The organism is Ruegeria sp. BB7, from assembly GCF_056539365.1.
The window spans coordinates 26,487-53,438 of the sequence record NZ_JBQFUV010000015.1 but is presented as its reverse complement, the minus strand read 5'-3'; the positions used below and the strand labels follow the sequence as shown (position 1 = coordinate 53,438).

At 57.0% G+C, this 26,952-nt stretch carries 27 protein-coding genes; 7 read left to right on the top strand and 20 right to left on the bottom strand.

What is annotated here, in order from left to right; all coding sequences use genetic code 11:
- Positions 1–4 precede the first annotated feature (4 nt).
- The 8 genes from ACR0D7_RS17010 to ACR0D7_RS16975 form a co-directional block, all read right to left on the bottom strand.
- Positions 5–568, bottom strand: coding sequence for a hypothetical protein (locus ACR0D7_RS17010; protein WP_480680092.1), 564 nt, complete (start codon positions 566–568; stop codon positions 5–7).
- Between the two features lie 241 nt (positions 569–809).
- Positions 810–1,073 carry a hypothetical protein gene (locus ACR0D7_RS17005; protein ID WP_480680091.1) on the bottom strand — a complete coding sequence of 88 codons (264 nt, stop codon included), beginning with the start codon at positions 1,071–1,073 and terminating at the stop codon, positions 810–812.
- A gap of 219 nt (positions 1,074–1,292) precedes the next feature.
- Positions 1,293–1,457 (bottom strand): hypothetical protein, encoded by a 165-nt coding sequence (locus ACR0D7_RS17000; protein WP_480680090.1) that lies wholly within the window; start codon positions 1,455–1,457, stop codon positions 1,293–1,295.
- Between the two features lie 239 nt (positions 1,458–1,696).
- A complete protein-coding gene (locus ACR0D7_RS16995; RefSeq protein WP_480680089.1) occupies positions 1,697–2,203 on the bottom strand; it encodes a hypothetical protein in 507 nt (168 codons plus the stop codon).
- A gap of 217 nt (positions 2,204–2,420) precedes the next feature.
- A complete protein-coding gene (locus tag ACR0D7_RS16990; RefSeq protein WP_480680088.1) occupies positions 2,421–2,921 on the bottom strand; it encodes a hypothetical protein in 501 nt (166 codons plus the stop codon).
- 328 nt (positions 2,922–3,249) lie between these two features.
- On the bottom strand, positions 3,250–3,612 hold the full coding sequence (locus tag ACR0D7_RS16985) for a hypothetical protein (protein WP_480680087.1): 363 nt from the start codon (positions 3,610–3,612) through the stop codon (positions 3,250–3,252).
- A gap of 270 nt (positions 3,613–3,882) precedes the next feature.
- A complete protein-coding gene (locus ACR0D7_RS16980; protein ID WP_480680086.1) occupies positions 3,883–4,305 on the bottom strand; it encodes a hypothetical protein in 423 nt (140 codons plus the stop codon).
- A gap of 190 nt (positions 4,306–4,495) precedes the next feature.
- Complete coding sequence (locus tag ACR0D7_RS16975; protein ID WP_480680085.1) at positions 4,496–5,062, bottom strand: hypothetical protein; 567 nt, start codon at positions 5,060–5,062, stop codon at positions 4,496–4,498.
- 410 nt (positions 5,063–5,472) lie between these two features.
- On the opposite strand from ACR0D7_RS16975, the gene ACR0D7_RS16970 reads away from it, so the two are divergent.
- Complete coding sequence (locus ACR0D7_RS16970) at positions 5,473–5,976, top strand: DUF1281 family ferredoxin-like fold protein (protein WP_480680084.1); 504 nt, start codon at positions 5,473–5,475, stop codon at positions 5,974–5,976.
- Between the two features lie 63 nt (positions 5,977–6,039).
- Here ACR0D7_RS16970 and ACR0D7_RS16965 read toward each other — a convergent pair whose 3' ends face one another.
- Positions 6,040–8,259 carry a hypothetical protein gene (locus ACR0D7_RS16965; protein ID WP_480680083.1) on the bottom strand — a complete coding sequence of 740 codons (2,220 nt, stop codon included), beginning with the start codon at positions 8,257–8,259 and terminating at the stop codon, positions 6,040–6,042.
- A gap of 362 nt (positions 8,260–8,621) precedes the next feature.
- Here ACR0D7_RS16965 and ACR0D7_RS16960 point away from each other — a divergent pair, with 362 nt between their 5' ends.
- Positions 8,622–9,260, top strand: coding sequence for a hypothetical protein (locus ACR0D7_RS16960; protein WP_480680082.1), 639 nt, complete (start codon positions 8,622–8,624; stop codon positions 9,258–9,260).
- On the opposite strand, the gene ACR0D7_RS16955 is transcribed toward ACR0D7_RS16960, so the two are convergent.
- From ACR0D7_RS16955 to ACR0D7_RS16930, 6 genes are all read right to left on the bottom strand, one after another.
- The gene (locus tag ACR0D7_RS16955) at positions 9,224–9,721 is read right to left on the bottom strand and encodes a hypothetical protein (RefSeq protein ID WP_480680081.1); all 498 of its coding nucleotides are present in this window, start codon (positions 9,719–9,721) and stop codon (positions 9,224–9,226) included. The genes ACR0D7_RS16960 and ACR0D7_RS16955 overlap by 37 nt on opposite strands.
- The gene (locus tag ACR0D7_RS16950; RefSeq protein WP_480680080.1) at positions 9,693–10,073 is read right to left on the bottom strand and encodes a hypothetical protein; all 381 of its coding nucleotides are present in this window, start codon (positions 10,071–10,073) and stop codon (positions 9,693–9,695) included. Before ACR0D7_RS16950 ends, ACR0D7_RS16955 begins: the two co-directional genes overlap by 29 nt.
- Before the next feature lie 829 nt (positions 10,074–10,902).
- Positions 10,903–11,736, bottom strand: a complete 834-nt coding sequence (locus ACR0D7_RS16945; protein ID WP_480680079.1) for a hypothetical protein — start codon at positions 11,734–11,736, stop codon at positions 10,903–10,905.
- A 108-nt stretch (positions 11,737–11,844) separates the two neighbouring features.
- A complete protein-coding gene (locus tag ACR0D7_RS16940) occupies positions 11,845–13,308 on the bottom strand; it encodes a hypothetical protein (RefSeq protein WP_480680078.1) in 1,464 nt (487 codons plus the stop codon).
- 3 nt (positions 13,309–13,311) lie between these two features.
- Positions 13,312–15,561: a hypothetical protein gene (locus ACR0D7_RS16935; RefSeq protein WP_480680077.1), complete on the bottom strand. Its 2,250-nt coding sequence runs from the start codon at positions 15,559–15,561 to the stop codon at positions 13,312–13,314.
- A 262-nt stretch (positions 15,562–15,823) separates the two neighbouring features.
- Positions 15,824–16,057, bottom strand: a complete 234-nt coding sequence (locus tag ACR0D7_RS16930; protein WP_480680076.1) for a hypothetical protein — start codon at positions 16,055–16,057, stop codon at positions 15,824–15,826.
- 413 nt (positions 16,058–16,470) lie between these two features.
- On the opposite strand from ACR0D7_RS16930, the gene ACR0D7_RS16925 reads away from it, so the two are divergent.
- Positions 16,471–17,226: a hypothetical protein gene (locus ACR0D7_RS16925; protein ID WP_480680075.1), complete on the top strand. Its 756-nt coding sequence runs from the start codon at positions 16,471–16,473 to the stop codon at positions 17,224–17,226.
- A 6-nt stretch (positions 17,227–17,232) separates the two neighbouring features.
- Positions 17,233–17,667 carry a hypothetical protein gene (locus tag ACR0D7_RS16920; protein WP_480680074.1) on the top strand — a complete coding sequence of 145 codons (435 nt, stop codon included), beginning with the start codon at positions 17,233–17,235 and terminating at the stop codon, positions 17,665–17,667.
- 198 nt (positions 17,668–17,865) lie between these two features.
- Here the strand turns inward: ACR0D7_RS16920 and ACR0D7_RS16915 are convergent, their stop codons facing one another.
- Positions 17,866–18,429 (bottom strand): hypothetical protein, encoded by a 564-nt coding sequence (locus ACR0D7_RS16915; protein ID WP_480680073.1) that lies wholly within the window; start codon positions 18,427–18,429, stop codon positions 17,866–17,868.
- 414 nt (positions 18,430–18,843) lie between these two features.
- On the opposite strand from ACR0D7_RS16915, the gene ACR0D7_RS16910 reads away from it, so the two are divergent.
- Entirely contained in the window at positions 18,844–19,281 is a 438-nt protein-coding gene (locus ACR0D7_RS16910; RefSeq protein WP_480680072.1) for a hypothetical protein, read from the top strand.
- A gap of 75 nt (positions 19,282–19,356) precedes the next feature.
- Here ACR0D7_RS16910 and ACR0D7_RS16905 read toward each other — a convergent pair whose 3' ends face one another.
- From ACR0D7_RS16905 to ACR0D7_RS16890, 4 genes are all read right to left on the bottom strand, one after another.
- Positions 19,357–20,265 (bottom strand): Abi-alpha family protein, encoded by a 909-nt coding sequence (locus tag ACR0D7_RS16905; protein ID WP_480680071.1) that lies wholly within the window; start codon positions 20,263–20,265, stop codon positions 19,357–19,359.
- Positions 20,266–20,506: 241 nt separating this feature from the next.
- A complete protein-coding gene (locus ACR0D7_RS16900; RefSeq protein ID WP_480680070.1) occupies positions 20,507–20,992 on the bottom strand; it encodes a hypothetical protein in 486 nt (161 codons plus the stop codon).
- 286 nt (positions 20,993–21,278) lie between these two features.
- Positions 21,279–21,533, bottom strand: a complete 255-nt coding sequence (locus ACR0D7_RS16895; RefSeq protein ID WP_480680069.1) for a WGR domain-containing protein — start codon at positions 21,531–21,533, stop codon at positions 21,279–21,281.
- Positions 21,523–22,341, bottom strand: a complete 819-nt coding sequence (locus ACR0D7_RS16890; RefSeq protein WP_480680068.1) for a BrxR family transcriptional regulator — start codon at positions 22,339–22,341, stop codon at positions 21,523–21,525. The genes ACR0D7_RS16895 and ACR0D7_RS16890 overlap by 11 nt, the downstream gene beginning before the upstream one ends.
- 71 nt (positions 22,342–22,412) lie before the next feature.
- Here ACR0D7_RS16890 and ACR0D7_RS16885 point away from each other — a divergent pair, with 71 nt between their 5' ends.
- Positions 22,413–23,549, top strand: coding sequence for an exonuclease SbcCD subunit D (locus tag ACR0D7_RS16885; RefSeq protein ID WP_480680067.1), 1,137 nt, complete (start codon positions 22,413–22,415; stop codon positions 23,547–23,549).
- Positions 23,546–26,626, top strand: coding sequence for an AAA family ATPase (locus ACR0D7_RS16880; protein ID WP_480680066.1), 3,081 nt, complete (start codon positions 23,546–23,548; stop codon positions 26,624–26,626). The genes ACR0D7_RS16885 and ACR0D7_RS16880 overlap by 4 nt, the downstream gene beginning before the upstream one ends.
- Positions 26,627–26,952 lie beyond the last annotated feature (326 nt).

Here is a 26,952-nt window from a genome sequence, read left to right as displayed (position 1 = left end):
ATACTCAGGGCCAGCAAACCCCGTATTCAACAAGAATTCGGGTTCCAGCCCCGTGGTTCTGTTCATGGAAGTCGTAGGCTTCGTCAGAACCACCCAGCTCTTGATGCCAATTGGAGCGAAAACCTGGCAGCCCTGAATTGTTCAGGTTTTCGAGCCCGGTCAAAATAGCCCGAGCATTCTCGAACTGCTCCGCGCCAATTCTGGTTTGAAGCACGTCCAGTTGCGCAGCTTTTAACGCCTCCAAATCACCGGTTCGGAGGAACTCGGTTGCAACAGTTTTTTCGACTTCGCCCAAGTAAATCGCGATGTTTTCAAGGCTGGTCTTCCAGTTGTCGCAGACGTAGCTGGGGTCGAAATAAGGCTCTTCCGTTGCCGCATCGAACCGCTCAGACACAACGCTGATGAGCTCGGTCTGAACGTCGAATTCATCGTCCACGCCCATATAGTCAAGCGCCTCGTCTTCGATGAACTCTGAAAGCTCTGCAAAAGTCGCCATTGGCGATGCCTTCAATTCCTCGAAGTCACGTTCGTCGAGAAGCAAGCACTTGTTGTAAGTAATGACACCCATCTTTTTTCCTTTTCAATCTGATGGTTCTGGTTGGGGTGGTGAAGTTTTTCTTCGTCACAAAAGGGAGATCGGTTCGTTTCAGAATCCCGGAAATGGATTTCGAAGAAATTTTGGAATTTTTCCGTCACGCCGTTGTATGGGCATGATTTGGATCGACCCTTGCCACACCTCTTACCAGCGGGAGTTGAGCAAGGGATGACCCAATTCCTGAACTGTCTTGAATGCGCGAGCAGCGTGTGTGCTATTCCCAGACGAAAGCCATTTCGACGATGACACGTTGCCCTGCCCCATGGCTGGCCTGACGCAAGTCATATGCATCCTCGTCGCCGCCACCGGTCAGGTGAATGGCATCCCGGAAACAGGGCAATCCTGCCGCCGCCGGGTTCTCAAGCGCAGTCACCAGCTTGCGGGCTTTGTCAAAGCGGCTCTCAGTAAGGCAATTGCCAATCTGCCCACTCCCATCCGTGATCAGCCTTAACAACCCGATATCACTGTTTCGAGGCATTTGACGCCTGGAATGACGCAACCCGAGCTGCGTGAAACCCGAGCATCAGCACCCCTTGGTGCGACGCAAATTAGCGCGACAACACCCCACAGGTTTTTGAAAAACGCATCGTTGAGGGCCGGGAAAGGGGGATGCAGGCATCCTTCATTGTAACAGGATCACGCGACATCCTGCTCGTGTAACCCTTCAGTTTTCGAGCAAAACATCGGTTCTGATTACTCACCTCTGACCGGAGCCGATGTCTTCGCAGGCCGCCTTGAACAGCTGAACTTCTTCATCAGGCGGCATGGCACCGGATGGTGATTCCAGCCCGTCAATCACATCCAGCGGCAGACCGGACGCATTCGCAAGAGCCTCCTGTGTCAGACCGGCCAACATCCGCATTTTGCGAAACTCCAGCGCAAGCCTGCATTACGGCTCGTTTTTCTCGAGGTAGGCCTTGAGATCCGGCCTCCTCGCGATCTGGGCTTTGCGCAATTCGTCCGAACCCATATTGTCTCCTCTTTTTTTGCCGCGGCAATCGCGGGCCAATTTCTCAAGCTCAATTTCCAGTTCGGCGGACAGATCTGGAAAACCCCGACGATCCGGGCGGGCGCGATGGCATCGCCCAGACCGTTGGTAGCTCAATAATAGCCGGCCTCTTCATCTTCCAGACAGTCGAACTTGGCGATGATCTGCAGTTCCGGGAAGCGGGATCTAATGGTGTCAATGAGAATCTCCGGAGGGTCCCAGGGGGTGTCAAATTCGTAGGTTGCTTCGGTTTCGCAGCTGCGATCGCATTCCCCATCCGAAGCATTCCATTTACAACCCCAGTTTTCCCTGGCCCAATGCTCGTACCCAGTTACGCCAAGCTCGTCGAACGCCATTCTTTCCTCGGCAGTCAATGGACGTTCCTCGAGAACATTGCCGTTCTCGTCCCTTTTCGAGAACCACATCTGACAATGGACTTCACACCCGTCGACCATGAAGGTCTTTCGCCCGCCCCAGAGATACTTGAGCACGGTTGGAACCGGCACGAGCCGGTCAAAATCGAATGGCTCTGAGGGACCCGCGGCTATGGACATGAACTGATCAATGTCAGCCTCGTTGTCACCGCGGACAATGATCGTGTTTCTACACCAGTTTGGCATGGTTGGCTCCTTGGTTTCGGATTTACTGGATTGGATGTTGGTTGGGTGCCAAACACGGGAAGTGCTTCTTCCCGTGTTTCACAAATGTCGCCGATGGTTTTCAGCGCTCGTTTCTGCGCGGCCTGACCGTTGGTGGTGGTGCAGTCAGTGGCGGCACAGTCGCAAAGTTGGAATCAGACCTGGTGCAAGCGCATACGTGGCCCAGGCTGATCGATCTTCAATAGTAACCGGCTTCGCCGACTTCGAAGTAGTCGAACTTTGCCACGATATTGAAATTCGGATAGTGCTTTCTCATGTAGCTGACGAGAGCCTTGGGCGGGCCGCCTGCGGTCAGGAATTTGCAAATTACCGAAGTACCGTCATTATCGACATCGGCATCAACGGTGTCGCTCTTGCACCCCCAGTGTTCAATCGCCCAGTCCCGAAAATTATCATACTCCAGAGCGTCAAATTCGGCTTTCTCTTCTTCGGAAAGCGGGCGTTCCTCGATGACCTTATGGTCATCATCTTTCTTGCAATACCATCGATCCACTTCCACCTCACCACCATCGATGACGAAGGTCTTATGGCCAACACGGTGGCAAAAAAGGATCTCCGGGACCGGCAGAATTCGGTCAAATTCGAAGGGCTCCTCTGCCCCAGCCACGTCGATGACAAATTGTGAAATGTCGCCCTCATCTCCGTAGATCATGAGGGTGTTGTCACACCATTGCACCATTATTTACTCCTTGGTTTCATTCATTCTGGGAAGGACATTGGTTCGTTCACAAATTCGGGAAACTTTTTCCCGAACATTGATTGTTTTTTTGGGAGCATGACTCCCACGGATCACTGCAGTTCCTGCCGACTAGACTGCCGGGCGCCTGGAAAAATGGGGCACGAGATGCCTCGTCTCGTTTGAAGGCTTCCGACCCGTCGCGCGTTTGGATCGCTTCTCGCCCACGGTGACCTATCGTGCCGGCCAAATGGCTGGACGGAGAGCGCAAGATCAAAGATGGGCGTGTCCTAATAGACTGTTATTATTAGGCGCACCCCACATTTGCAGGTCAGGCCGACCAGGAACAGATAAGATACCCGTGTTGCCTGACCGCCTGAAACAGCTCCTGGGCCACACGCAAGTAATAGTGCAGCAAGACATGCCAGGGATGGTCGTCTTCACCATCCTGATGCAGCGGCTGCAACGCCTGGGGAGGCGTCTCAAACGGTGGCTTCATGTCCCGGGACAGTTCGAAGAACAGGTCGAGCGCCACTTTGGTGATCGTGTCCTCATTGACGTAAAAGTCGGTGAAGCCTTCTCGGACCTCGCCGGCGGAATGCTGAAAGAACATGTCCTGAAACCTGCGGTGATTACGTAGGTAGAAGACAGTATCGTCTGTTCCTGGAGCCAGGAAAAAGACATCAAGACCCATGGGGTTTCCTTTCTGGGGAAGTTGAATTTCGACGCACCGGGTTTGCCCGGCGCGCCATTTGGCTGCGGGATGGAGATCGGTTCGTTCTGAATCTCCGAACAACCAATTCGGGGAGAAATCCGACCCGTTTCATGTATCGGGCAGGAAGTGTTGCTTCGGGCAGCGGGAGGGTGTGACCGCCTCGCACTGAGAGGAGGTGGTCAAAACCGAACCCTGCCTCAGGAGGCCTGCAGTGAAATCAGTGCACTCAAGGCCCCACGAGCTTCAAGATCAGGAACCATCGAGGATCATGTCCTCGCCGATGCTCCATCCGGGATTTGCCAACGCGACCTGGGTCTGCTTCCCGGCTATCTCGATTTGGTAGATATCGGTCACCGCCTGGCAGGCGCCAGCCCAGGCAGCGCGCTTGCTCCGGAAGGCATCCATGGGATGCGTGCTCAACGTATTTGGCAAATGCTGGGGAACGTTCTTGAAAAAAATGTCGAAAACCCAGCACTCCTCGGCAAGCTTACGAAAGACAATCGAGCGAATGTTCTTGACCCGTACGTGGTTGTCCATAGCGGCGGCCAGAGGTGATCTGACGATGCGGTGCGCATGTGGGTCCAGGGGTTGCTTACGGGCATGCGCGAGCGCCTTGCGCGCGAGTTTCTTGCCTCGTGCGAATTGCTCAGGGGTGCATTCTACATACCTCATTGGAGTTCCTTTTCTTTGAAAATGGTGAAGGTTTGGCCGCATGCCTCCGATGGCGCGCGGGGGTTGATTGAGCCGGTACGGGAATTAAATCGGGGTTGGATCGTTCCTTGCCGCACCTCTCACCAGCGGGAGGTGAGCAAGGAATGACCCAAAACCTGAACTGCATCTGTTGCGGATTGCGGCTGACGCGCTATTCCCAGACAAACGCCATTTCGACGATCACCCGCCGCCCTGCCCCATGGTTGGCATCGCGCAGGTCATATGCGTCTTCGTCACCGCCACCGGTCAGGTGAATGGCATCGCGGAAACAGGGCAACCCGGCCACCGCCAGGTTCTCCAGCGCGGTCACAAGCTTGCGCGCTTTGCCAAAGTGCGCCTCCGCAAGACAGCCGCCAATCTGCGCGCTCACATCCGCGATCAGGTGGTCACGATCTTCGGCCACAAGGAACGATCCGGTGGTGGATCGATCGAGCCCACCGAGATCGGCGCACAGGTTGCCCAGCGTGTCGCCCCAGCTCTTTCCTTCGGAGAGCCACATCGAGCGGCAATCGTAGGACCGCAGCTCGGAGGTATCGAACCGTTCCGAGCAACAGCCAAGGATCTGAACAATGGGATGATCCCAATTGCCGAGGCGATCCTCGGCGCAATCGTCAGCAAGGGTGCTGAGCAATTCGAAACTCGCCGGCTCAAAACCGCAGAATTCCGTGATGTCGCGCTCGTCGAGCAACACGGCTTTGTTGATGTAAACACCGCCCATGATGGGTCCTCCGTATCAGGCTTGGGCGCAAGCATGACCAACCGACCGGACGGCATGTCCGGGTCAGGTCCTTGCCTGCATGTTTCATGAAATGAACTGAGACCGTTCTGGTCCCGCTCGCTGGATGGAGGGGGTTTCCTTCGGGTCTCACCCCGGGGATCTGAAGGAAATTCAACTCCGTCCGGAGCGGGTCAGACCTTACCCATGGCCGACCTCGGCTCTTTGCAAAGGTGGGTGCGCCCTAATAATAGCATATCTTTATTAGCGGCCGCCCATCTTTGGTCAGACGCCGCCATGCATGGCGTATTCGACGGGCATATTCGCCGCTGGCAAAGAAAATTCAGAAATCCATTTCCGGAAATTTCAAACGAACCGATGTCCTTCCTGTGAAACGAAATACAGGAGTGAACATGCCAAATTACTGCTTCAACCGCATCGGTGTCCACGGCGCGTCCGAGGACCAGATCACCCGCTTCATGGAAGCGGTATCAGGGCCCAACGGCCCCATCGATTTTGAGACAATCGATCCGGTGCCGGACCTGGTCAAGCACGTTCAAGAGGGACACTGCGCCTTCCATGTCAACGACAAGCTTGTCACCGTCAAAAATTGGTATGAGCGATGCGACGAAAACGGTGAGATCTGCGAAAGGCGGATGTTGACCGATGCAGAACAGGACGAGCTGACAGAGTTGGAAACAACGAGTGCCTATAAATGGCGGTGCGAAAACTGGGGCTGCAAGTGGAATGCGGAAGGTATCGAGGTCGACCACCAGGGCTCCAGTGTTCAATACACGTTCGAGACCCCTTGGTCGCCACCGGAGCCGATCATCCACTACCTCCGCGCCAGATTTTCCGATCTGCAGATCACCGCATTCTTTGACGAACCTCTGATGCTGATCGGCGGGTATTACTGACCTGTCGCGACCATGGCCCGCAGCGCGCTGGTGCGCTGCGGTCTGAAATTGTAAGGGCGGTGTTCAGACCGCCTCAAGCACTGCCTCAGAGTCCACCTCCGGCGGAGTTTGGATCGCGTCCGCGGGCCAGTCGATGTGTGAATAGGTGAAACCCGGCCATAGCGACTCCGCCTTTTGGAGCGCGTTTGCTTCATGCGCGAACACAACGGCCAGCGTCGGGCGCCGTCCTCCAGATGGGTTCGAAAGGCTCACCGGAGTTGCCGCCATCTTGAGGTCGCTCGCAACTTGCCGGAGTGCCAACAAGGCAGTATCTGCAGATATTTTCCTCCTGAATTCCTTGCCCGACGATTTGCTTCGGAATGTATGAGACGCATCCTCGACGAGACCCACACCGGATATCCTGAGCCCTTCAAGCGGCAGGCTACCCGCGTTGACAATTGCTTTCTTCAGCTTTTCATAGTGGTCGGGCGTTCCGCGCCACAATTCCTCAAAACTGACAAGCTCATCAACGGGCAAACCTGGAAGCGGAATGTTGCAGATATTGACCACCCGCTTGGGTCTTTTCGGCGAAATCAGGCGCAAGCGTGCAATCGCCTGGCTGGAATGCGCCTCTCTGTTCTGTCGTAATAAGGTGTCCCCCCTGGGATCGGGATGGATTTGCACGGGCAGGATCTTCACCTCCCAATCGGGTCGCGTTCGCCCATCGTCGCCTGTTCTGATGAAAATTTGGCGATCGCTTTGAACAAGCCTGTCTTCCTGGGCGAATTTGAGGGGGTCTTCGCTGTCTCCGAACACGGCCCGGAGATCGTCTTCAATGGTAACAACATCTGTTTGCAAGCGACCGATCAAGATGATTGTGCCGTAGTCCTCAAAATCGTTGACACCAAGAAGCTTCTGACCAAACCAACGGATAGTTGCACCGTGCAAAGTCTGCTTTTGAGCGGAGTTGTCGTGGAAGGTAGCACCGACATCACCGCAAAGCGCCCGAAGGGTGTTTTGGGTTGCGACAACAAGCGTCCTGGCCCCCACTTGGTCCGCTGCGGAAACCTCTCGCCTGATAATATCCGCCAGCTTTGTTCTGGTTTTTTCGGAGTCGCTTTTGTTCGTGAGCAGGTTTCTGGACATGGTCCAATCCCTGATTTGAACAACCCACGCCTCGGGCGGTGATAGCAGCGTGAACACCTCGGCACCGGGGTGAAACCGCTCAACAAGGGTCTCGTCGAGATCGGCATCGAGAAAAAGCGCAGGAGCATCATCCGGCAGCTCTTTCAGAAAATGCGCCTTGATCCACTCTGGGGGGGCATCCGCCGCCTTCTTGCTCACAAGAGACAAACGTTCGGTTGTTTCTCTGTCGAATGTATCCGCCAGAAGGCCGAAAACTCTTGTGAACTCCTGGGACTGACCTAATCCGGCATCGGATGCTTGGCCGAGTATCTTGTCAATCTCCTGTTCCGATGATCCAGGATCGATTGGCAATGCAGATGTAGCCCCTCCCGATTGAGCGGAGATGGCTTCCAGATCCCCTCTCTCAATCCTTTGTTCGCGCAGGGCCAAGTGGATGGGTTTGTTGTCTTTGAGAGCCGCATAGACAGTTTGTCTGACGGTTTGGTGTTTTTCCTGAATCTCGGACGGAACACCACTCAACTCTTCCGAGTTCCACTCCTTCAACGGAATTTCGACGGAACCCGTCATTGTTGTCCAGAATTTCTCGTCAATGACTCGCAGCGCCACCGGTCCAGGCACGACAGGCGGTAGAGCCAGATAGGCATGAGCCAGGAAGATGACGCTATGTTCCCTTATTTCGAACTGCCTCATATATGGGCACCCGTTGGCGCAAGGCGCTTCAATGGCCACTCCATCCTCTTCAACCCGGCACAGGGCTTTTGTGATGGAAGGAACCCGTCCTGTGATCTTCCTGACCAGCTCAGGGCGTTCACACATGGGCTGACCGGTTTTCGGGTTGTCAGCTTCGCGCCCGCGCAAAACGAAGCTGGGTATCCCGCTTCTCCGATTGGCGAACGCTTCTGCGGCACGATCGGCGAGATCATGCGTCGGAACATAAAACAGGATATGTCCGCGCTTCAGGATGGAAGGCCCATGTTCCGCGATCAATCGAAGGGTGGTGTCGGTTTTGCCCAGCCCGGCGGACACCTTCAGTCCAAGAGCAATCTTGCTGCCGTCCGCCTTCTCCGGTTTGTCCACGACGTTCCGCAAAAACTTGGAAATTACGTCCCCAAGTTCTTCGCGAGCCTTCTTGGCGTTACGCCAGTCAATGTCCTGCATGGGTGGTCTTCTGCTTTTTGTCTTCAGGCCCGCCCGCCTGTCGGTACGGCACGCGTAACAATCATGAGGCGAGAATTGAAGACACAATTCAGGCTAAATGATGTTTTCCAGCGCCCTCTCCATCGCGCGCGTCCACTGCGAGCCTTCCCTCGCATCGCAACTGTTTCCAGCGGCCAGTGAGCCTATGCGCCCTGCCCCTTTTCATCGGCAATGAGAATTGACCCCAAGCGGAAGCGAGCCGGAGATTTCCAGAAATTTTTTCGACAATAGACTGATTTTATTCAATAAAAAACTGCAGAACGCGTTTCCGCGTTTTGGAAAACGAACCGATGTCCCGCGCACACAACGCAAGGACATCAACCATGACATCGAAAACACCACGTTCATCAGCTCGCATCCTCGACCAGTTCTACACTGACCCTGCGGTCGCAGCGGACTGTGTCGCATTTGCGAAAGAACATCTCGGTCATCTCAAGGTGGGAATGGCAATCGAACCCTCGGCCGGGAGCGGCGCTTTCTCCAACCTGCTCGACGGGCCCCACTTCGCGCTGGACATCGATCCCAAAGACCCAGGCATCGTAAAGTCCGACTTTTTAACCTGGCAGCCGCCCGAAGAGAGCGGGGCTTGCCTGGTGATCGGCAATCCCCCCTTTGGCAGGTCGAGCCGAACGGCCGTTAAATTCTTCAACCACGCGGCCGGTTTTGCCGACGCGATCGCCTTTATCGTGCCGCTGAGTTTCCGCAAGCAGAGCATCCAGTCGCGGCTCGACCCAAATTTTCATCTGCTTGCCAGCCGTCCCCTGCCCCGGAAATCCTTCCTCTTCGAAGGGATGACCTCGCAGAGCTGGGGTTTGCCACTGCGCACCCTTAACCAGCAAATGACCTCGCCCGCTAGTTTGCGGCAGGCGAGATCCTTTCCTTCACGAACTCTCGACACGAACCGAGAACCGGTCGATACGGCTCTTCAGAACATGTCCCTGTGGATCTGCTCCGCTTTCTGACGATCGAACACTTTCTGGCGCCGATCCCAATAGGATGTGAAATACACCATCAGCAGATCGAGTTCGATCTTCCGCGCGCTCAGATGTTCCAGGTCGGTGCGCCCCTCCTCATCCAGTTTGGCGCGAATGCGGGCACGGGCATCGAGGATAATTTCACCAAAGCCGGGCAGGACATTGCTGTCATCTTCATTCAGGCAGTCGCCGTTTTTGAGGCGGGCGCATAGCTCCGGCCAGAGCCGGCTCATAGTGCCAGTGGTTTCGATGGCGGCGTTCTCCCAGGCCTCCGCAAAAATACGTCCCTGGCGCAGAGTGTCGTAGATCAGATCCTCGATGGGTTCGAGTTTTGTCATGCTGGTCTCCCAAAACAGACCGCGCAGGGCCGCGCGGCCTTTCAAGACGGTCAGCAATTGGGGCATGCTGACCGGGGCGCTTTCACGCAGCGATGAGGAGAGTTTCCTCATCGAGAGAGCCGTCGATGAGACCGAGCGTCCGCAAGCAGTCCGTTAACCCATCGCAGAGCCGGCACAGCTCGTGCACTTCCTCGGATGCGGGATCGAGTTCGGCAAAACACACCGCCTCGAGGCTGCCAGCCTCATGCACGTTCCGCAGCATGAAAAGATCGTGCAGTGCATATAGATCGTTTTGCATGGATCGCGTCAGGCCCTCTGCATCGGGCAGGTCATCTTGCAGTCGCTGAGCACGCCTCAGAGCGGGTTGTCCACCCAATAGGAGAGCCGCGTTCTGCACCTCTTCGTATTCAATGTGAAAGAATGCCTGTAATGCCGACAGGCCGCTGGAAGAAAGATCAAACATGGCCTTTCCTTTCATTGCCAGGACGACATGCCCCGGCTTCAAGAGCGCGGCCTTTCCTTGTCTGCTCCTATCCTTGTCAGATGGCTGGTTGCAGGGTCGGAGGCCTCACAAAATGGCCTCCGGGACTGGAACAAACCAACTGAGCCAATCCTAAAATAATCGAAAATCTATTCTTCTTTTTTGCAAGAAGAGCGCGCCGGGTAGTCCACTCCAACATTGCAGTGATCTCAGCCCCGCCTTCAGACAGGAAAACCGAAATGGGCGCGATATCCCACGTATGGTGCTTGTTAGTTTGCTATCGGGAGCTTCAATCTCCCCAAAGAATTGGAGCACCAAAAGGCGCAAATATCGTTTTTTTCTCCATGGGTTATTGCAAAATCCATCACCGGGTCTTGACGGATCGATGAGGGATACCCATGTCTTCGATGCCCTAGGTTTCGCCAGGTACTGAGATTCAGACCTGCACAGCCGACAGGTTACCGACACGAAAAGGGAAATGACTGGTTACGGCCGGCATGTTCCCGATTTACGCAGCCCGTGTCGGTGACTTTTTTCTACCCACATCGCTATCTTTTTTCCAAGGCAGACTCTGTCTCCGGCGCGCCCATTGTGAAAGGTGAACGGATGCCAGATATGCCCAACTGGGTGGAGGTCATCGATGCAATCACTCGCGTTGCAAAGATTTGGATAGCTTGGTTAACCTATCGTAAATCGAAGGACGAGCGAAAGAAGCGCAAAGACGAGTGAAGAAAAGAGCGGAGCTTGACCGAGCTCCGCTCAAACATTTTGGACTTCGTGAAACCTGAACCAGAACAAGCGCCCACGCAGATCAAACCAGATCCGGAAACCGCGCGACCAATTCTTTGTTTCGCGCCACCGCCCGCATGACCTCATGGGCCGACATCAGGGTTCGCGGCACTTCATTGGCCCGCTCCGGTGTCAGCAGCTTGAACCGGTCCTGCATATACCGATTCAGATCGTAATATTGCTCGCCGAACTGACTGCGCACCAACAGCGACCGCTCGGTGCGCTTGCCTTTTCGCGCGGAGACAATCCCGATCCGGACACTCCACTCGCCGGCGATCAGGACGGCCCCGACTGGCAGGGCCTCAAACAGTGCGTCGATCCGCCGGGCGCGCCCCTCCGTTTTCCACGCGCACTTCAGATCGCGCGCAAGGACATGAAGCAAATCCCCGAATGCATCCCGGACCTTCGCGCTCGTCTGATTGGCGCCCGGGAGATAGTCTCGGATCAATGCCTGGTGCGCCTCGGGGAGATCAGCCACCGCAACCGACGGGACGTGATCCCACGGAACGAGTTCCAAAACGTCATCCAGAGCCGGCAGCACCCAGTTCCAGAATTTCCGGGTTTTCTCCACGAGGTTCCCCCGGTTCTCGCCTGACTGGTGTGCGTAAACCCAGGTCGACCACCGGCTGCTTTGGGATTGAGGTCGACGTTTATACGCAACCTCGCCCAAAGACGATGCAAAGGATACCGCCACCTCGTGAACGACACCGTTGCTCGCAACCACCCGGCTTGAGAACTCGACGCCGGAGAGATTGGCAAGCCTCTCCTCGGCCCGGTTCACCAGTTGCTCTCCCGGCGCCAGATCGATGCTCCGGCGCAGCAGGTTGCGACCGGCCGAGATTTGATAGCTCTCCATGTTTCGTTCGATCTCCTGTGTTTGCCGGAGGGGAGAACCCCCGGCTTGGATGAATGGGTCAATATTGCTCCGCGATTGGATCACGGGGCCCGCAGGAAGCTGGCGGGCTCACGTGCCGGTCCGTTTCCCGCGCGGGCGTCGCGCCGGCCGGGCCCGGCATTTGTTACCACCCCTGCCCTTGTGGGAATGTTCCGATCCGCATGGAGCAACCCCGTGATCCAACCGGCCCTGATCATTGGCCTCCCGCAGCTTTTTCGCCGCCTGCACCTGTTTGCCATTCGCCCGGTAGGTTTCCGTGGTGGCAGTGGAGGCGTGGTTCAGAACCACGCTGGCCAGACGGGCCTTCTCCGGCACCTGCGAGACGATGAAACCGGCAACGATGTTGCGGATGACCTGCGGTGTGACACGTTTGCCAAAAAGCTTCTGGCATTGGTCGCCCACAATCTGGCTCAGGTAATCGGGCGCGACCGGTTTCCCGCGACCGCCCACAAACAGCGCGGTTTCCCGCAGCGGCGCGACGGCGGCCCGGTGATGCGTCACATAGTCTGTGAGCTGCTTGCGGACCTCCGGGGTCAATACCCGCTCATCCCTTTTCTTGTCCTTGGTTTCCCGGGGCGAAAGAAAAAGACGTGTGAAGTCGGGATCAAAATTCTCTTTCAGATCCAGGGTCGCCAGCGACTCCCGCCGGATCGGCGAGTTTACCAGCAGGCTGATCGCAAGCCCGGTGCGTGCCAGTTTGTTAGCCGTTGTTTTGGCTCGATACCCGGTGGCCGCCCGGTGATGGCGGAGCGCAACCTCCGAACAGCTGATCGCGGCCTGGCGCAGCTCGGCCAGATCCACCAGCCGCGCGTCATTGCGCGAGGGCTGCAGCGCCATCTTCTTTTTCAGAATGCGCTGGACAGGATCGAGCCATGTCCAATCCCGGTCCCGGAACAATGCCGTTCCCAGCATCTTCAGGCGCTGAATCTCGCCGTGGATCGTCGCAAGCGACACATCACCCGCCCGAAACTCGGCCTGACGGGCATCCAGCCACCGCTGCACGGTGATCCGCGTGACTTCGTCCTCCAATCCCTCTGCGCGGCAGAAGTCGAAAAAGGCCCAGACCGATTGCAGGCGGGATCGCAGCGTATCCGCCGTCCAGGCCTCGACCAGCAACCCGTCACGCAAGCCCTCCGGACAGAAATGCAGCTTCGACTGCGCCGCCTCCCGCCAATTGGGCGGCAGGCGATGCCAATTACGGGTGATCTCACGCTTGAGCGCCGCGCGCTTGCTTTCCACCTCGACCCGAGTTTCCCGGACAAAGACGGGCGTGTCGGGAAAGACCGCCTGCAGCGCCTGCTTGGCGGCCGCAGCCATTTCCGGCCGCAGGTGCCCCAGCCTGCGTTCGATCAGGGCCGGCGTGATCAGGTCGGGGGGCAGATCATCACGATCCGCCTCCAGAAGCCAGCGACCCAGACCCTGCTCAAGGCGCGGCCTCTGATACTTCGAAGCGCCGGAAAACCGGTCCTTGAACCTGGCCCGAATATCCTCGGGCCAAGCCAAAGGTCGCATTGAAAGGCGGTGCTGCGGCATGTCTCAGCCCTCCATCTGTTTCTCGAGGTCGATCCGGAAATCCACATGCGACATGATCCGCCGGGAATACTGGTCGAGCAGGTTGAGGTAGTTCTTCTGCGCCACGATCTTGCAGACCTGCGCGTAGTAAGACTGCGTGGTCTCGATCCGCTTGTGCCCAAGCACCTCCTGCACCAGACCCATGGCGCTGGGATCCATGTCGAGGATCACCTTGCCGGCGATATGGCGCATCACCTGCAGATCCATCCGCAACTGGCAGTGTTTCCAGATGTGTTGCCGGAAACGCTGGGACAGTTTTACCTTTGTGATGTAGCCGAGACCGGACGCGTATCCGCCATGTTCACCTTTTTCCTTGCGCGCGCTGGCAGCACCGGGAAAGAGATGCGGGTTTTCCGGATCGGACTTGGCGTTTTCGACAAAAAGCGGACGGTAGACTTCGATGAAGCGCTTCAGCATCTTCACCGTCTCCGGATCGATGGTGACATGGATGGAGCGCAGGTTTTTCAGCTCCGCCCCAGGCAGGATCAGAGTCCCCTCCCCTGCTCCTACGGGCAAGCTCAGGTGGCTTTCCTCGCCAAAGGCGCGCAATCGCGCGATATTGGTCCGCCGCATCGGTGTGATCCGTTGCGCCAGTTGCGCGATCAGGGCGGAGCGCGCCAACGACGCCTGAGCGATGGTCGGGCGGTTCTTGCCCTGACGGGTCCATTTCTCAGCCTCGCTCCAAAGTATACCGGGTGCCTGGAACCAGCGTTTCAGCGCCGAGTCTTCGTTGAACTGGCGCAGCATGGTCTCGTGATGGCGACCGATCTTGCGGTCTTCATAAACATAAGCCAGCGTGCCATCGGATTTCAGCTTGGTGCCGACGACACTTGGATCCAGCTTGAGCGTGAGCTGGCGGACCGGCTCCAGCAGCTCGTCCGACAATTCGCAACTCTTGCCGACAGAATGCAGCGCCTGCATCAGCGAACATTCGTAGCGCCCCACTTTGTGAGTTTCCCAGCTCTCGCCCCGGGCTTCGACCCGCGCGCGGCGTTTTCCGCGGATGGCCGCCACCGTGGCGAGAAGGCAGTCCTCGCGGAAGAGGTCTTCCAGAACACGCGGTTTCTGCCCCACCTTCGGGCTGGTCTGGGCCGCATGCCAGACGCGTTTCACCGCGTCGCGCAGGTTTTTCTGTGTGCCCTGTTCGCGCGCCAGCACCGTCTCAGACCCGGCATTGGAAGCGACAAGATCGCCCAGACCAAGATCATCCTCTTCGTCGGCTATGAAGGAGGACCACGCCTCATCACCCTGCGGCGCCACCATGCGATCGGTCAGCGCGTCGAAGCGCGACCGGATCGGGTCGGGTAGCTCACTCCAGGCGACATCCGGCAGCCTGTTCTGAGGGCCGGTGTTTTCGAACCGCGCGGCGGACAGACCGTCCTGGGCGATCACCCTGTTCCAGATTTTTCCCGCCCGGCGCAGCTTTTCCTTATGGCTGGCCGATTTGGTGGCCAGCTCATAGACCATAAAGCCGGCGATGAATTCGGCCTGGACCTGGGCCGGCGCCAGCCCGTCTTTATCCGCTCGGACCGCAAAGCGGCGGAGGATAGCCCTCTCCGCAGAACAAGACATCGGAATTTTTGCCTCGAGCTTTTCCAGCATGTCCCGCCAAAGTTTCGGAAGCGTTTTGATATCCGCCGGCCCGCTCGACACCGCATTGGGATCCACAAGCCTCACCGCAGCGCGGATCAAGGCGATTTTGTTGCTGAGCGCTTTGGGAGTGTGGACGCCAAGGTCTTCTGGGGTCAAAGCCCGCAGCTGCGGTTCCACCACGACGGCCGTCGCCACGATGCTTTCCGGGTCCGTCGCCTGGGACTTAGCAAGGTCTTTCAGAGCGCCAACGCTGCGCCGGGTTTTGTCCGAGGCTCCACTGGCCTCAATCGCGTCGATGGCATCGGCCAGAGACGGCAGCCTGCCCTTGAGCCGCAGCACCAGGTTGCGCCGGAACCCCTCCACCCAGGCCCGTTCGGCGCGCCTGGCATCGCTCAGGATCTGGGCATGCCTCTCACCGAGTTTGGCGCGCAGCTCCGATGTCGGGTTCAAGGCCGCATCGAAGAACACATCGGCAGGCAGGTCCGGCCCGCCCGACATGGCGTCTCTCAGCGCCCGAACCGATATGATCGTGTTGATCCTCGTGGAGGAATTCATCGGGGTCAGGCGCAGCACCGAAATCACGTCGGCGGTGGTGCCTATGGCTTGGGAAATGTCCAGCATGTTTCTTACCTTTCTTGTTGGGTGTTGGGGGGTGTTTTGGAAACGCGTTCAGCATCAGACGGGTTTTCAAAACACCCTCCGGACACACATCCAAACCCTGTTCCAAACCCCGTCGGGGGCAGTCATCCACCACCCACCCGCGCCCTGCCCCGACCCGGGGCGACAGGAACCGACATCGGGGAACACAGGGTGGTCTGCATTCCCACACAATGGAGACCGGCCTGTTTCCCCGGGATTCCTAACACTCTGAATTACAACGACTTTATTCTGCGTCATGTTTTACCATCCGAACACAGTAATCGATCCAGATATCCTGCATTTCCCGGGCAATTCCCTGAAACCGCCACAGCTCCAACGCGGTGAGCTGCCAGCGGCCGTTCTTGCGGGTGCCCTGCAGTTTGCCGTCCGTCAGATAGCGCTGCACCTGGCGCTCGGACTTGCGCAGAAAGTTGGCCGCCTCGCGGGCCGAGAAAGTTTCATCGGGGGATACGATCATTCGGGGTCTCCTGTTCCAAAACGTTGGAAGGGAGATGGTCCCGTGCGGCGGTTCGAAAAAAACTTCGCCAAAAAAATCGCGACAGCCCGCGCCGTAACCCGAACTCCCACGCCGGCAGAGCGACATGAGGCGTCACAGCACCGTCCGGTTGGGCCGGGTGAATTCCCTAAAACCCGCGGGTCAAACAATCGGTTTTTCCGTTTTGGCAAAGAACACCAAGTCGTCCGTACCGCGCCGCTCCGGCGCGGCACCACACCATTGAGAAAAGGAAAACCGACATGAGCATGATGAACCCCACCAAACGGGTAGAATTGATCGAACAGGCGGAGGCAGGGCACTGTCTCCATTTCTATCCCGAGGACTCGCTGGAACGCCAGACGGCGTCCAGATACTGGAACTGTGATTGGCGATCCATGTTGCGCGCGCTGTTTGCCGAATGGCCGATTTCCGGGACGCCGATCCGGGGCGTCTCCTTTGTGTTTGCCGACAAGCCTTTCGAACTGAGCCGATTCCTGGTCGATGCCGTTGTGATTACGGAGGGCGCGGAATTTAGGCGCATTGACGTGACCAACCTGCCTGAACCTTTTCGGGCAACGCTTTCGGTCTTTGAGGACTGCGTTCAAATGGCCATTGTTGGGAAAGTCGGGAATGCTGTGGCCACGATGGCCGAACTTTACGGACATCAATTACATTCCGGCCAGGCCTATCTGACACTCGAGACGCTGACGGTCATGAATATCCGGGGTGAAAACCTGTCCGGCATCGTCGAGCTCACCCCCACCCTGCCCTACGCGGTTACCACATTGCTGACCGGGGCCGCGGAGGAGATTGCCGCCCGCAGCCCGGAATGTTGCGAACCGGGCGGCACGTTCTGGCTTGTGGACTGGATTATCAACAACAGGGACGAAACCCGGGTGAGCCAAAAACATCTCAAAACGTGTTTTCGAAATCTGCGCAACGCGCCCAACGAGGGCCGCGCAAACCTCAAGACATTCCGAGAAACCTCCCGAAGGTTTCATCAGCAAGAGATGTCGGAAACTGCGAGACCGGATCAAGCCCCGCAGACAAAGCCAGTTCAATCAGGCAGCGACCACTTTTCTCTGCCCTGTATCGCGACGCCCCAGGAAACCCGGTCGGCGCCGCCCGATCTTCTTTACCTTGAATTGTGATTTCGGATGCAGGCCCTGCATCTCGAAGAGGCGATCCACGGGTGGCAGCTGAGCATACAATGCGGCCAGCCTGTGCGTGAGACCGGGAGACAGATGGCCGACCCTGGCGGTGCCCAGCGACCTGCGCTGTTTGAACCGGGGATCGCCAAGGTGCACCCGAACGCGGCGGTCCACCTGGAAACGGGTGGCCGCATGCAATCCGGCGGCCTGGCAATCGGTTTGAGAAAACACGGCCAGGGCAAGATCGGGATTGTTGTTCAGGCGCAAATTGGTTGTGCCATAGGCGACAACAACGTCACCCCGTTCAGTGTCTTCCGCGACAATGGCGCAGATGCGGGTCTTCGATCCGCCATCGGCATAGGGAAAGTCGAAGGCGACAAGGTCACCGACGGTGAATTGTTCGGGAGTAGTAAGAATGGGCAAGGTGGCCTCCATCGTTAACGTGAAGGTCACCCGGAAGCAGAAAAACCTCATTCGGCTCTTTGGGTCCGGGTGCCACGGCAAACACCCGGAATCACAGAGACCAATGAGGCAGGCTCTCAGCTGTTTGATTAAGGAGCATCGGAGGTGGATTCAGATGCTCCAAGAACCAACAATGACAGGCATATTGTTCAAAGCATGTCGATGGAACGCGCAGGTTCAGATCCCACCCGGCAGGATATCCTGTTCGATGTCGTCGATCTCGTCAGAATCCAACTCATCTTCAGCCACCCGCAGGACATCCTCGTAATCACCCCGCAAATTCGCGTCCACCGTTTCCGCATCCGAGATCGCCAGCGTCATCGCAACGATCTGGACGGCCAGGTGACGCGTTGGATTGTCCGGCGCCACACCCTTGCCGACACCCGTTCCCGTGGCCAATTCCCGGACGATATCCATCACATCCTCCTCCTCAAGGGAGCGGATGATATGAAAGGGTCCGCGTGGTGTGTCCCAGAATTGCCGAACGTAAGTTTGAAACGCAACGAAGTCAGGATGCTGCTGAATGGCGTTTCGGTCTCGAATACAGCACAGGAAATCTTCGAGAAGCGCGCCGGGATCGCCGGCAGCCTCCGCAAGTTCAAACCCTACGGCAATGAGGTTTCTCGTCAACAGGTCCAGCTGAAACGGACCGGCGCACATCTCCTGCACGTAGTGTTCCTGCGCCTGGGCCAGCGCAAAAGAGATCACATCCGGGTTCAGAACGGTAGTTGATTTGGTCATGCATTTTCCTTTCAAACAGTTCACGGCGATACGCCTCGCGCGGGATATGGGTCTGTTTGAAAAAGGAAGAAGTGAGGTAGCAGGCCGATTGGGAAAAGGTTCCAACGGCCCAACCCGGCCGTTCATAGCGATGACCAATACTTCAGTTCAGCTTCTACAAAGCGGTCACTAATCGCTGCCACAAAGCAACCGATCCCTGTGTGCCAAGGATCGGACACTTCAGTCTAGTCGACTGGGCTACACCTTTCTCTTGCCACTCAGCATAACTGTCGTATGATTTCGCCTAGGCACGGCCCGCGCCTCCCCCCTCCGTTGGGAAAGCACACGTCATGCGGGGCACTCGGATCATCGAACCATCCGTTCGAGCACACATAAGGAGGGATTGTGTCATTCGCTCGACTAGGAGGGTTTCGAATGAAACGACCAACTACACCTATCTATGTTCTTAAGCGCCGCGCCAAGAAGCTGTCCCGCGAACGCGACATCCCACTCCATGAGGCGCAGAAGCTGATCGCCAAACAGGAGGGCTTCGCGAGTTGGAGCTTGCTTGTCTCTCGCCCGAAAGCGGCACCCGTTGCCACCAAGATCACGTCGCTCCCAGTTTCGCCTGTTGATCGCACGGAGGCCATTGAGATCGCCAATCACACCTTTGAGAAGGTCTTAGATCGGATTGAACCGGACAACCCCGTTGAGACGCGGGCTTTGTGGGATGCAGAAGACTACGTCGACAACAGATGGCTGGACGAAGGCATGTTGCCAATCAACCGAGATTATGCCCTGTCTCTGATCGAGGCATTCCTTGTTCATCATGTGATCGACCTTGCGAAGGAGGTCGAAAAAAGGAGCACATAAGCCGCGATATCAAAACCGTACCCGGTGATGCCCGCTGAGTATGGTCCTCCTCGACCCGTTCGGCAAAAGTTTCTGTCATAGATGTGTAGCATCGGATATAGGAGCAGAGACAGCCCTAAGAAATTCGATGCCCATTAAACTTGGGGCAAGAAGTGTAACCTCTACATCAGGTTCAAACGGGTTAACACCAAGAGGTTTCGGGATGGTGAAATCGAAACGCTCCAAGATTCCAAGAGCTTGCAAATCATGCGCTAGGTTGAGTTTAGTGGTTTCAGTATATGATCGACCGATTGGCGACCCGTAGCCACCACTATCGATTTGATGGGCGACAGACTTCCGCAATGTCACCCGCAAAGGAAACCCACCAAGATCACGTAGCTTGCAAGAAATGCCTGTAGCAATTTCATTCCAATGCTCCCAGTCTGGTTGCTCAACTGGAATATTCGGAAATTTAACACCGATAAGGGACAGATAACTTTTGTGCGGCATAGGATGTCCTGCTCCAACACCAGATATTTCCTGAAGCAGTGTAATATTTGGGCTACGTTCAGACCAAACGGTCTTTTGCCACAACTCATCAAGAGCACGAGCCTCTTCATGGCCGATGCGAGACAGGTAGCCGGTAAAAATCACATCTCGAGATCGAAATTCTTCTGCACTGCTGAGCAGCAACCTTGCCCACTTATCTCGCAAAAACTCGTTGTCTTCCAATGCAACATTTCGGGTCCATTCTGCGATCAGCTTGGGCGGCTTTGGTGTAATTGAAATACCTTCACGCTCAGCGATCTCTTTTGACAGCCTCACCGTCTCAGCAACGTATATGAAACTTTGCCGCTCACCCCAAAGATCAATGCGATTGGCAATCTGTCTAAACGAGGATGTGAACGGCGAAACAAGGTCAACCAAGGCGTCCGTTACCTTCGCTGGTACATTTATTCCCTTATTGTCGTCGTTCCATTCGAATTTGAGGTTGTCGTCGCTCACTGGTTTTTGCTCGTTCATTGATATTTTGGCTGTGAGTTCAAAAAGTTATTAGACGCGGGTTTTTCAACGCCTTGGCACATGCCCGCCGCATCTATTGTCCTGGGCGACGGCCATCCACTAGTCATGCATCACCTCAGCCCGCCCCAAAGCGATCGGCATGTTGCCCCTAACCAAGTACACCGGCATGTTGTGCATGGCAAAAAAGGATCCTGTAAGGGCTGCCGCAGAAGCCGCGATAGTATCAGCGGCCCTCCGCTTTAATACCGTGCATTCTGGAAGCTTCCATTTCAAGGCGCGAGATTTCGGCGAGCAAAGCTGCTTCGGGTGACTGGTTTCCGTGTGGGCGTTTGCGTGTAGACAGCATTTCAATTGTCTTCACCCGTGAAGCAAGGTGCGTCGGGCTAGCGGCCATCTGGAGTTGATATAGGTCTGTTCTAGTTCTGGTGTTTTTATAAGCATTCAAGGCCTCTAGGATTGCCTCACCTCGGCTCTTTGGGCGATCACTATAGTCAGCCCCGCCACCTTTCACCAAATTGGTGTCCGACTCTGCGTTTGCCAGTCCGTCTTTGATTGCTTCAGACAATTTACCAAGGAACTCTGCTCGTCGTTCAGGGCTCCAGCCGTCGGCCTGCGAGCCAAAATAGAGGTTTGGAAACTTGAAGTGCACCTTGACACATTTAGGCAGCATGTCGTCTATGCCAATCACGGCGCGTACCAGGTCTATCATGCTCCTTGCGTCCATTCTCCGAGCGCAATCGGCCATGTTATCTAGCGCTTCCAAATTGCTGTCGGTGACTAGGTCACCCGTATTCCAGTTCCTCATTGCGTTCCATCTTTCTTTCGGGAATCTCTGGTTGGAATAGTCGGAGCACTGCGTCTGGTGAACATACCGGACGTCCTGGTTTTCGCACATTTCGCATTTGGCGGAGGGTTCACCGAGACCCTCAAATCCGATACAGATACAACTTTTGTTGGGAACACCATGTTTCGACCATTTTCCAAACGATGACATTTCAGGCCCCTTGGCCTTCTGACACAGGCAGTTTGATCAGATAACCGCGCGCCAGCTTCTGTTTGACCAGATCGGCAAGCGCAGATTCAGCCTCGGTTTTTGTCGCGTACCAATCATGGCGATGCCGCCCCCAAGTCCCAAAGCGACCCCACTGCCTGTGGACGCCGTGTTGGCCGAAGAGGTCTTTGGTCAGTTCCATGGAATAGAACCGGTTCATGTTAAGGGAGGGATCAATACGGCGCAAATCAATTTGCATCGATCTCCTCCTCGCTCATCGGAACATAGTCGACGGAGACCCGTTCAAGGCGAGGTTCATTTTGCGCAAGACCCCATCGGCGCTCCGTATAAAACTCAAGTGCCTTACGGGTTCTGGCCTCAAGCACGTCTGAAGTGAACCCAAATTCGATGCGAACCACGCGTTGCTGCGCCTTGGTCAATCTTGAATGTGGCCTGAGCTTCAGGATGGCCCAGGTGAACCAATCATCATCTCGGGGTACCGCATCGGCCGACTTGGTTTTTGCGAACGAATGATCAGGGTCTATGCGAGCAGGATGGAAGTCACGGAAACCCTCACGTTCAAAACACCAGGCGCGTACGTGAAGCCTAACGCCATCGGAAGCAAAACGCACGGGCGCGATCCAGCGTGTCATCGGCTCTGGGTCCCGCATCGATTGATAAACTACCCTCGTTGCCTCTTTGGCCCTGAAGGCACGGTAGAGCGGCCGTAAAACACGCAGGTCCTGAGTGCGCTGCAAATCTGGCAATCTATCGAATGCGGCAGATGATGCGCCGGCCAAGAGTTGCTCCAGCTCCATCGAAGACGCTTTGCCAGTGAGCCGTTCAAAGCTGCCAAGGGCAAGGTATTGGCGCGACGACGCGTCATAGTGCAGCGCGTCTTTTGGTGCTTCGGCGAGGTAAGTCCGAAAATCGAGAGCGGCCTGCGCATTCGAAATTCCAAAACGCTTGATCAGGGACGCGCGGGTTGCTGCGCCGTCCCAGAAAAATAGTCTGTCGAGGTATTCCAGGCGCGCACGCTGGGCATGTTTGAGGTCTTCGAAGGGCATGGGGGAAGGATATCTTGACTCTCCACCATTGTCCATATAGTTTTTACATGTGTAATAATTGACGGTGTAGCATGAGAATACTTCATACTGCAGATCTGCACCTGGGGCGGCAGTTCATGGGGTTGAGCCTTGAGAAAGATCACGAGACCATCCTGAGCCAGATTCTTGAGACGCTTTTGGTCGAACGGGTTGATGTTCTTGTGATTGCAGGAGACGTTTTTGACCGTGCCTCGCCGCCCAACTCGTCAATCCGGCAGTTCAATCGCTTCCTGAAGCGTGTGGCAGAAGAGACCGAAGCCAAGGTGGTGATGATCTCGGGAAACCACGATTCCGGTGACCGGATCGAGGCAATGTCTGTCTTCTCCACCGCGTCGAGGGTGCTGGTGCGCGGAATCGCCGACGCAGTCGAATCTCCGCTTGTGCTGAGTGACGAGCATGGCGAGATCGCCTTTTCCGCACTGCCCTTTTCCTATGAATACGCCGCGCGGGAGGTGTTCGGGGATGAGGGTATCAGCACGCCAGCAGATGTCATCGCGGCCCAGATCGCCGCAGCGAGGGGGCAGGTGCCCGAAGGAGCGCGTTGGGTTGTAGTGGCTCATGCCTTCGTTGCGGGCGGCGCGGTCGGTGAGACCGAGCGCGCCCTGACACGGGTCGGCGGCATCGAAACTGTGCCCTCTGATGTCTTCGACGGGGCGGATTATGTGGCACTGGGCCATTTGCACAAGCCGCAGGAAGTAGGCGCTAGCCACATTCGGTATTCCGGCGCACCGCTCGCCTTCGGTTTCGACGAGGCGGGAAGCCAAAAATCCATGACTGTGGTCGATCTCAAAGCTGAAGGGGTCGAGATTCGAACCGTAGCTTTCCGTCCGATCCGGCAAGTGCGATCGCTGACCGGGGCATTCTCGGATCTTCTGGCAGGAACACCGTCTGAAGATTTCATCCAGGCCAATCTGACGGATGAAAACCCTCTGATAGATCCGATGAAGCGGTTGCGCGCGACCTACCCCAATGCCTGCCATCTGGCCTACGATCGACAGGGTCGCGCGCCAGAGACCAAAATGCTTAGCGGTGGGCGAGCAGCGGTCACGCCGATAGATATGGTCGGCGACTTCATGAAGATTGTGCGCGGCCGGGAGCCAAATACCGCCGAAGTAGCCATCGTCGCGGACAAACTGCACGCAGCAGCCTCCGGGGAGGAGCAGGCATGAGACCCATTCGCCTATCGCTTCAGGCCTTCGGGCCGTTCGCGACAACCGAGGTGGTGGATTTTCGCGCCGCGCTGGAGACAGGGCTGTTCGGAATCTACGGCCAGACAGGGGCTGGGAAGTCGACGTTGTTTTCGGCGATGTCTTTCGCGCTTTTCGGGGCACCAACTAAGACCGATCAGGAACCACGCTCACTACGTTCAGATTACTCTGCGCCCGATCTACCCACTGAAGTCGAATTTGTCTTTGAATTGGGTGCCAAGACCTACCTGATCCGTCGTCGTCCGGCGCAAGAGCGTCCGAAGGCGCGCGGCGAAGGTATGACAGAAGACGCGGCGGAAGCTTCGCTATTCGACGTCACCGGAATCCCGGTGGACACACTTGGCCCGACTCAGTCTGGCCGCATCATTGCTGAAAAGAAGGTCTCGGTCGTGGGTCAACAGGTCGAGGCGCTGCTGGGTTACGGGGCAGATCAGTTTCGACAGATCGTGCTCTTGCCGCAAGGCAAGTTCGAGACGTTCCTTGCAGCAAAAACTGATGCGCGGGTCGAGATATTGCGCGATCTCTTCGACGTGAAGATCTATCGCGATCTCGCCGCCCGGCTGAAGGAAGAAGCCTCAGAGGCAGAACGAGCGTTGCGCGACCAGCGTTCACTCTATGTAGCCCGGCTTGAGGAACGTGGCTTCGAGAGCGCCGAGGCACTGGAACTAGGAATTTCTGCGGCGGAAGCCAGGGTAGCAGAGAAGCAGGGAATTCAGCAGATCGCAGAGGCGTCGAACGAAGCCGCGCGCAAGGCTTTGACCGAAGGCGAACAGATCGAAAAGGCTTTTGCTGCCGTCGATACGGCGCAACAGGCGCTTGACGGCCTTGAGGCGAAAACGGATGAGGTCGATGCTCTAGCCAGGCAGGTTGAGGCAGTCAACAATGCCTTGCAAGCTCGTGATCTTGAGACGGCTTGGCACAATGCGGAGCACGACGCACGACTTGCGGTGGATGCCGTTTCCAACGCGGAAGCGGAGCTTAACACCGCTAATGGGGCGAAGAAGGAAGCGGCACAAAAACTGATCCAAGCTCAGTCGGGCGATGAGCGACGGCAGGAGGTTCAAGCTGGTCTGACAAAGTTGGAGTCGATTGAGAAGCAGGTCGGGCATGCTGCGGAGCTACAGAAAGCGTTTGATGCGGCTGCGACGGACGAAACCTTAGCGAAGAAGGCGCTGACCGAGGCCGTAGAGGCCCGTGAAAGGTTCCAGTCTCAGCGTGATGCGGCCGATCTGACGCTTGAACAAGCGCGAAAGACCGAAGCGGTGCGAGGAAAGCTGACCGGTGAGCTGGCCGAGGTAAACCGCGAAAGGGACAAGGCAGCGGCGCATGCAAAGGCGCAGGGAGCTGTCGCGGATGCTGAACGAAAGGTCGAAGCGGCATCGAGTGAGCTGGCGACTAAGACCGATGCGGCACAGGCCGCCGAGGCGACCCTGACTGATGCCGAGGCACGGCTTTCGCGCACGCAGGCGATCATTCTGGCCGAAAAGTTGACCGAAGGAGCGCCCTGCCCTGTCTGCGGTTCCCACGATCATCCTGCGCCCGCCCATGGCGCGCCCGAGCAATCTGGTTTGACCGAAGCGTTTCGTAGCGCGCAGGCGCAGGCGAGAACTGCAGCCGAGGCCCGGGTTCGGGCGGAAACCGAGCTGGGCAATTGCCGAACGTGGCTGGATGAAAAGAAGCGGGCGCTGGACGAACAGGAACGGCCCGAGCGTACGATGGCGGTACTCGAAGTTGAAATCACTCGGCTGGATGGCGCCATAGCCACGCTTGGAGAGGCCGTTGATCTTGACGCGATGTCGGAGAATTTGGCCGACCTCAAACGGAAAGTGACCGAGGCCGAAGCTGCCGAGGCTACGGCGCGCACGGCTTCAGGACATGCTGAGGCCACTCTTGTTGGGGCGCGCGCCAAGCGCGATACAGTGGTTGAGTCCCTGCCAGAAAGTCTGCGCATGCCTGAGGCGGTTGTCGCACGACGGGAGGCTTTGCAACGCGAACAAAGGCAACTCTCCGAGGCGCTGGAACTGGCGACGCAGAAAGACCGAGCGGCCAGCGAAGCGCTTACCCGTGCGCAAGAGCAGCTCGAAGCAGCGAAGCGGGCGTGCGACGCGCAGGCGCAGCGCGTGGAAAAGGCGCATGGTGATTTTGGCGCTCGGCTGACCGATGTCGGGCTGGACAAAGCAGGATATGAGGCTTGCAAAGCGCATTTCCCGACCCTCAACGCCGACCGTAAGACGGTTTCCGATCATCGTGAGGGCCTGATCGCGGCGCGCACGACATGGCAGAACGCTACGGCCGCTTGTGTGGATCGCGAGCGCCCGGACCTCGCCCCGCTTCAGCTGGCTCTCGACAACGCTACCCAGGAATTGAACGCTGCCAACGATGGGCTCTCCTCGTCCAGAACAGATGTATCGTCTCTGGCCAACTTCAAGAAATCGCTGGCCGAAGCCTTGGCCGAAACCGAGCGGCTTGAGTCCGAAACCGGTCCGCTTCGGGGGCTGGCCGATCTGGCCAATGGCAAGAACGATTTCAAGATGACGCTCGAGACCTTCGCGATTGGCGCTATGTTCGACCAGGTGCTCGAGGCGGCGAACATGAGGCTCGACCCTATGACGCGCGGGCGCTACCGGCTTGCACGTGGGCTCGAGGCATCGGGTGGGCGCGGCAAACGCGGGCTCGAAATCGAGGTTTTCGACATTAACACTGGCAAAGCGCGTCCAACGGCTACCCTGTCCGGCGGCGAGACATTCATCGCGGCACTGGCCTTGGCGCTTGGGCTCGCCGATGTTGTCGAGAGCCTATCTGGCAAAATCCGGATGGACACGATCTTCATCGACGAAGGCTTCGGCAGCCTCGACACCGAGAATGGGGCCGGCACCCTGGACCAAGTGATACAGGTTCTTGCCGCTCTGACAGAGGGCAGCCGGGCTGTGGGACTGATCTCGCATGTTGGGTTAGTGCAGGAGGCTATCCCGCAAGGGTTCTACGTGCGTACAACACCGAGTGGCAGCAGAGTTGAGGAAAGAAGGGGCTTGGGATGACGGGCCGGTGGTACTATCGGAAGGCTCACATCCGCCGTTTGTCGACGGGTCGAACGGTCTCTGTCCGTGGCGGTTGGGTGCTCCATGACATTCAAAGAAATAGGAAGGGCGCGGCCTTTAGTCGGGTTTGTCCAATATGCGGCACTCCGATCTTAAGCGTTGGCATGCCAAGAGGTGGGTGGGTCCACTTCGAGGGGCGTAAAGGTCTGACGCGGGTTAAACATCCATGTCTACATCTTGGCGAAGGTTTGAGCGCACGGCGTGATGAGAACACGCCAGATCTTTTCGGATTGCCCTGAACAGGTCGCCTGCAATCAACAAGGCGG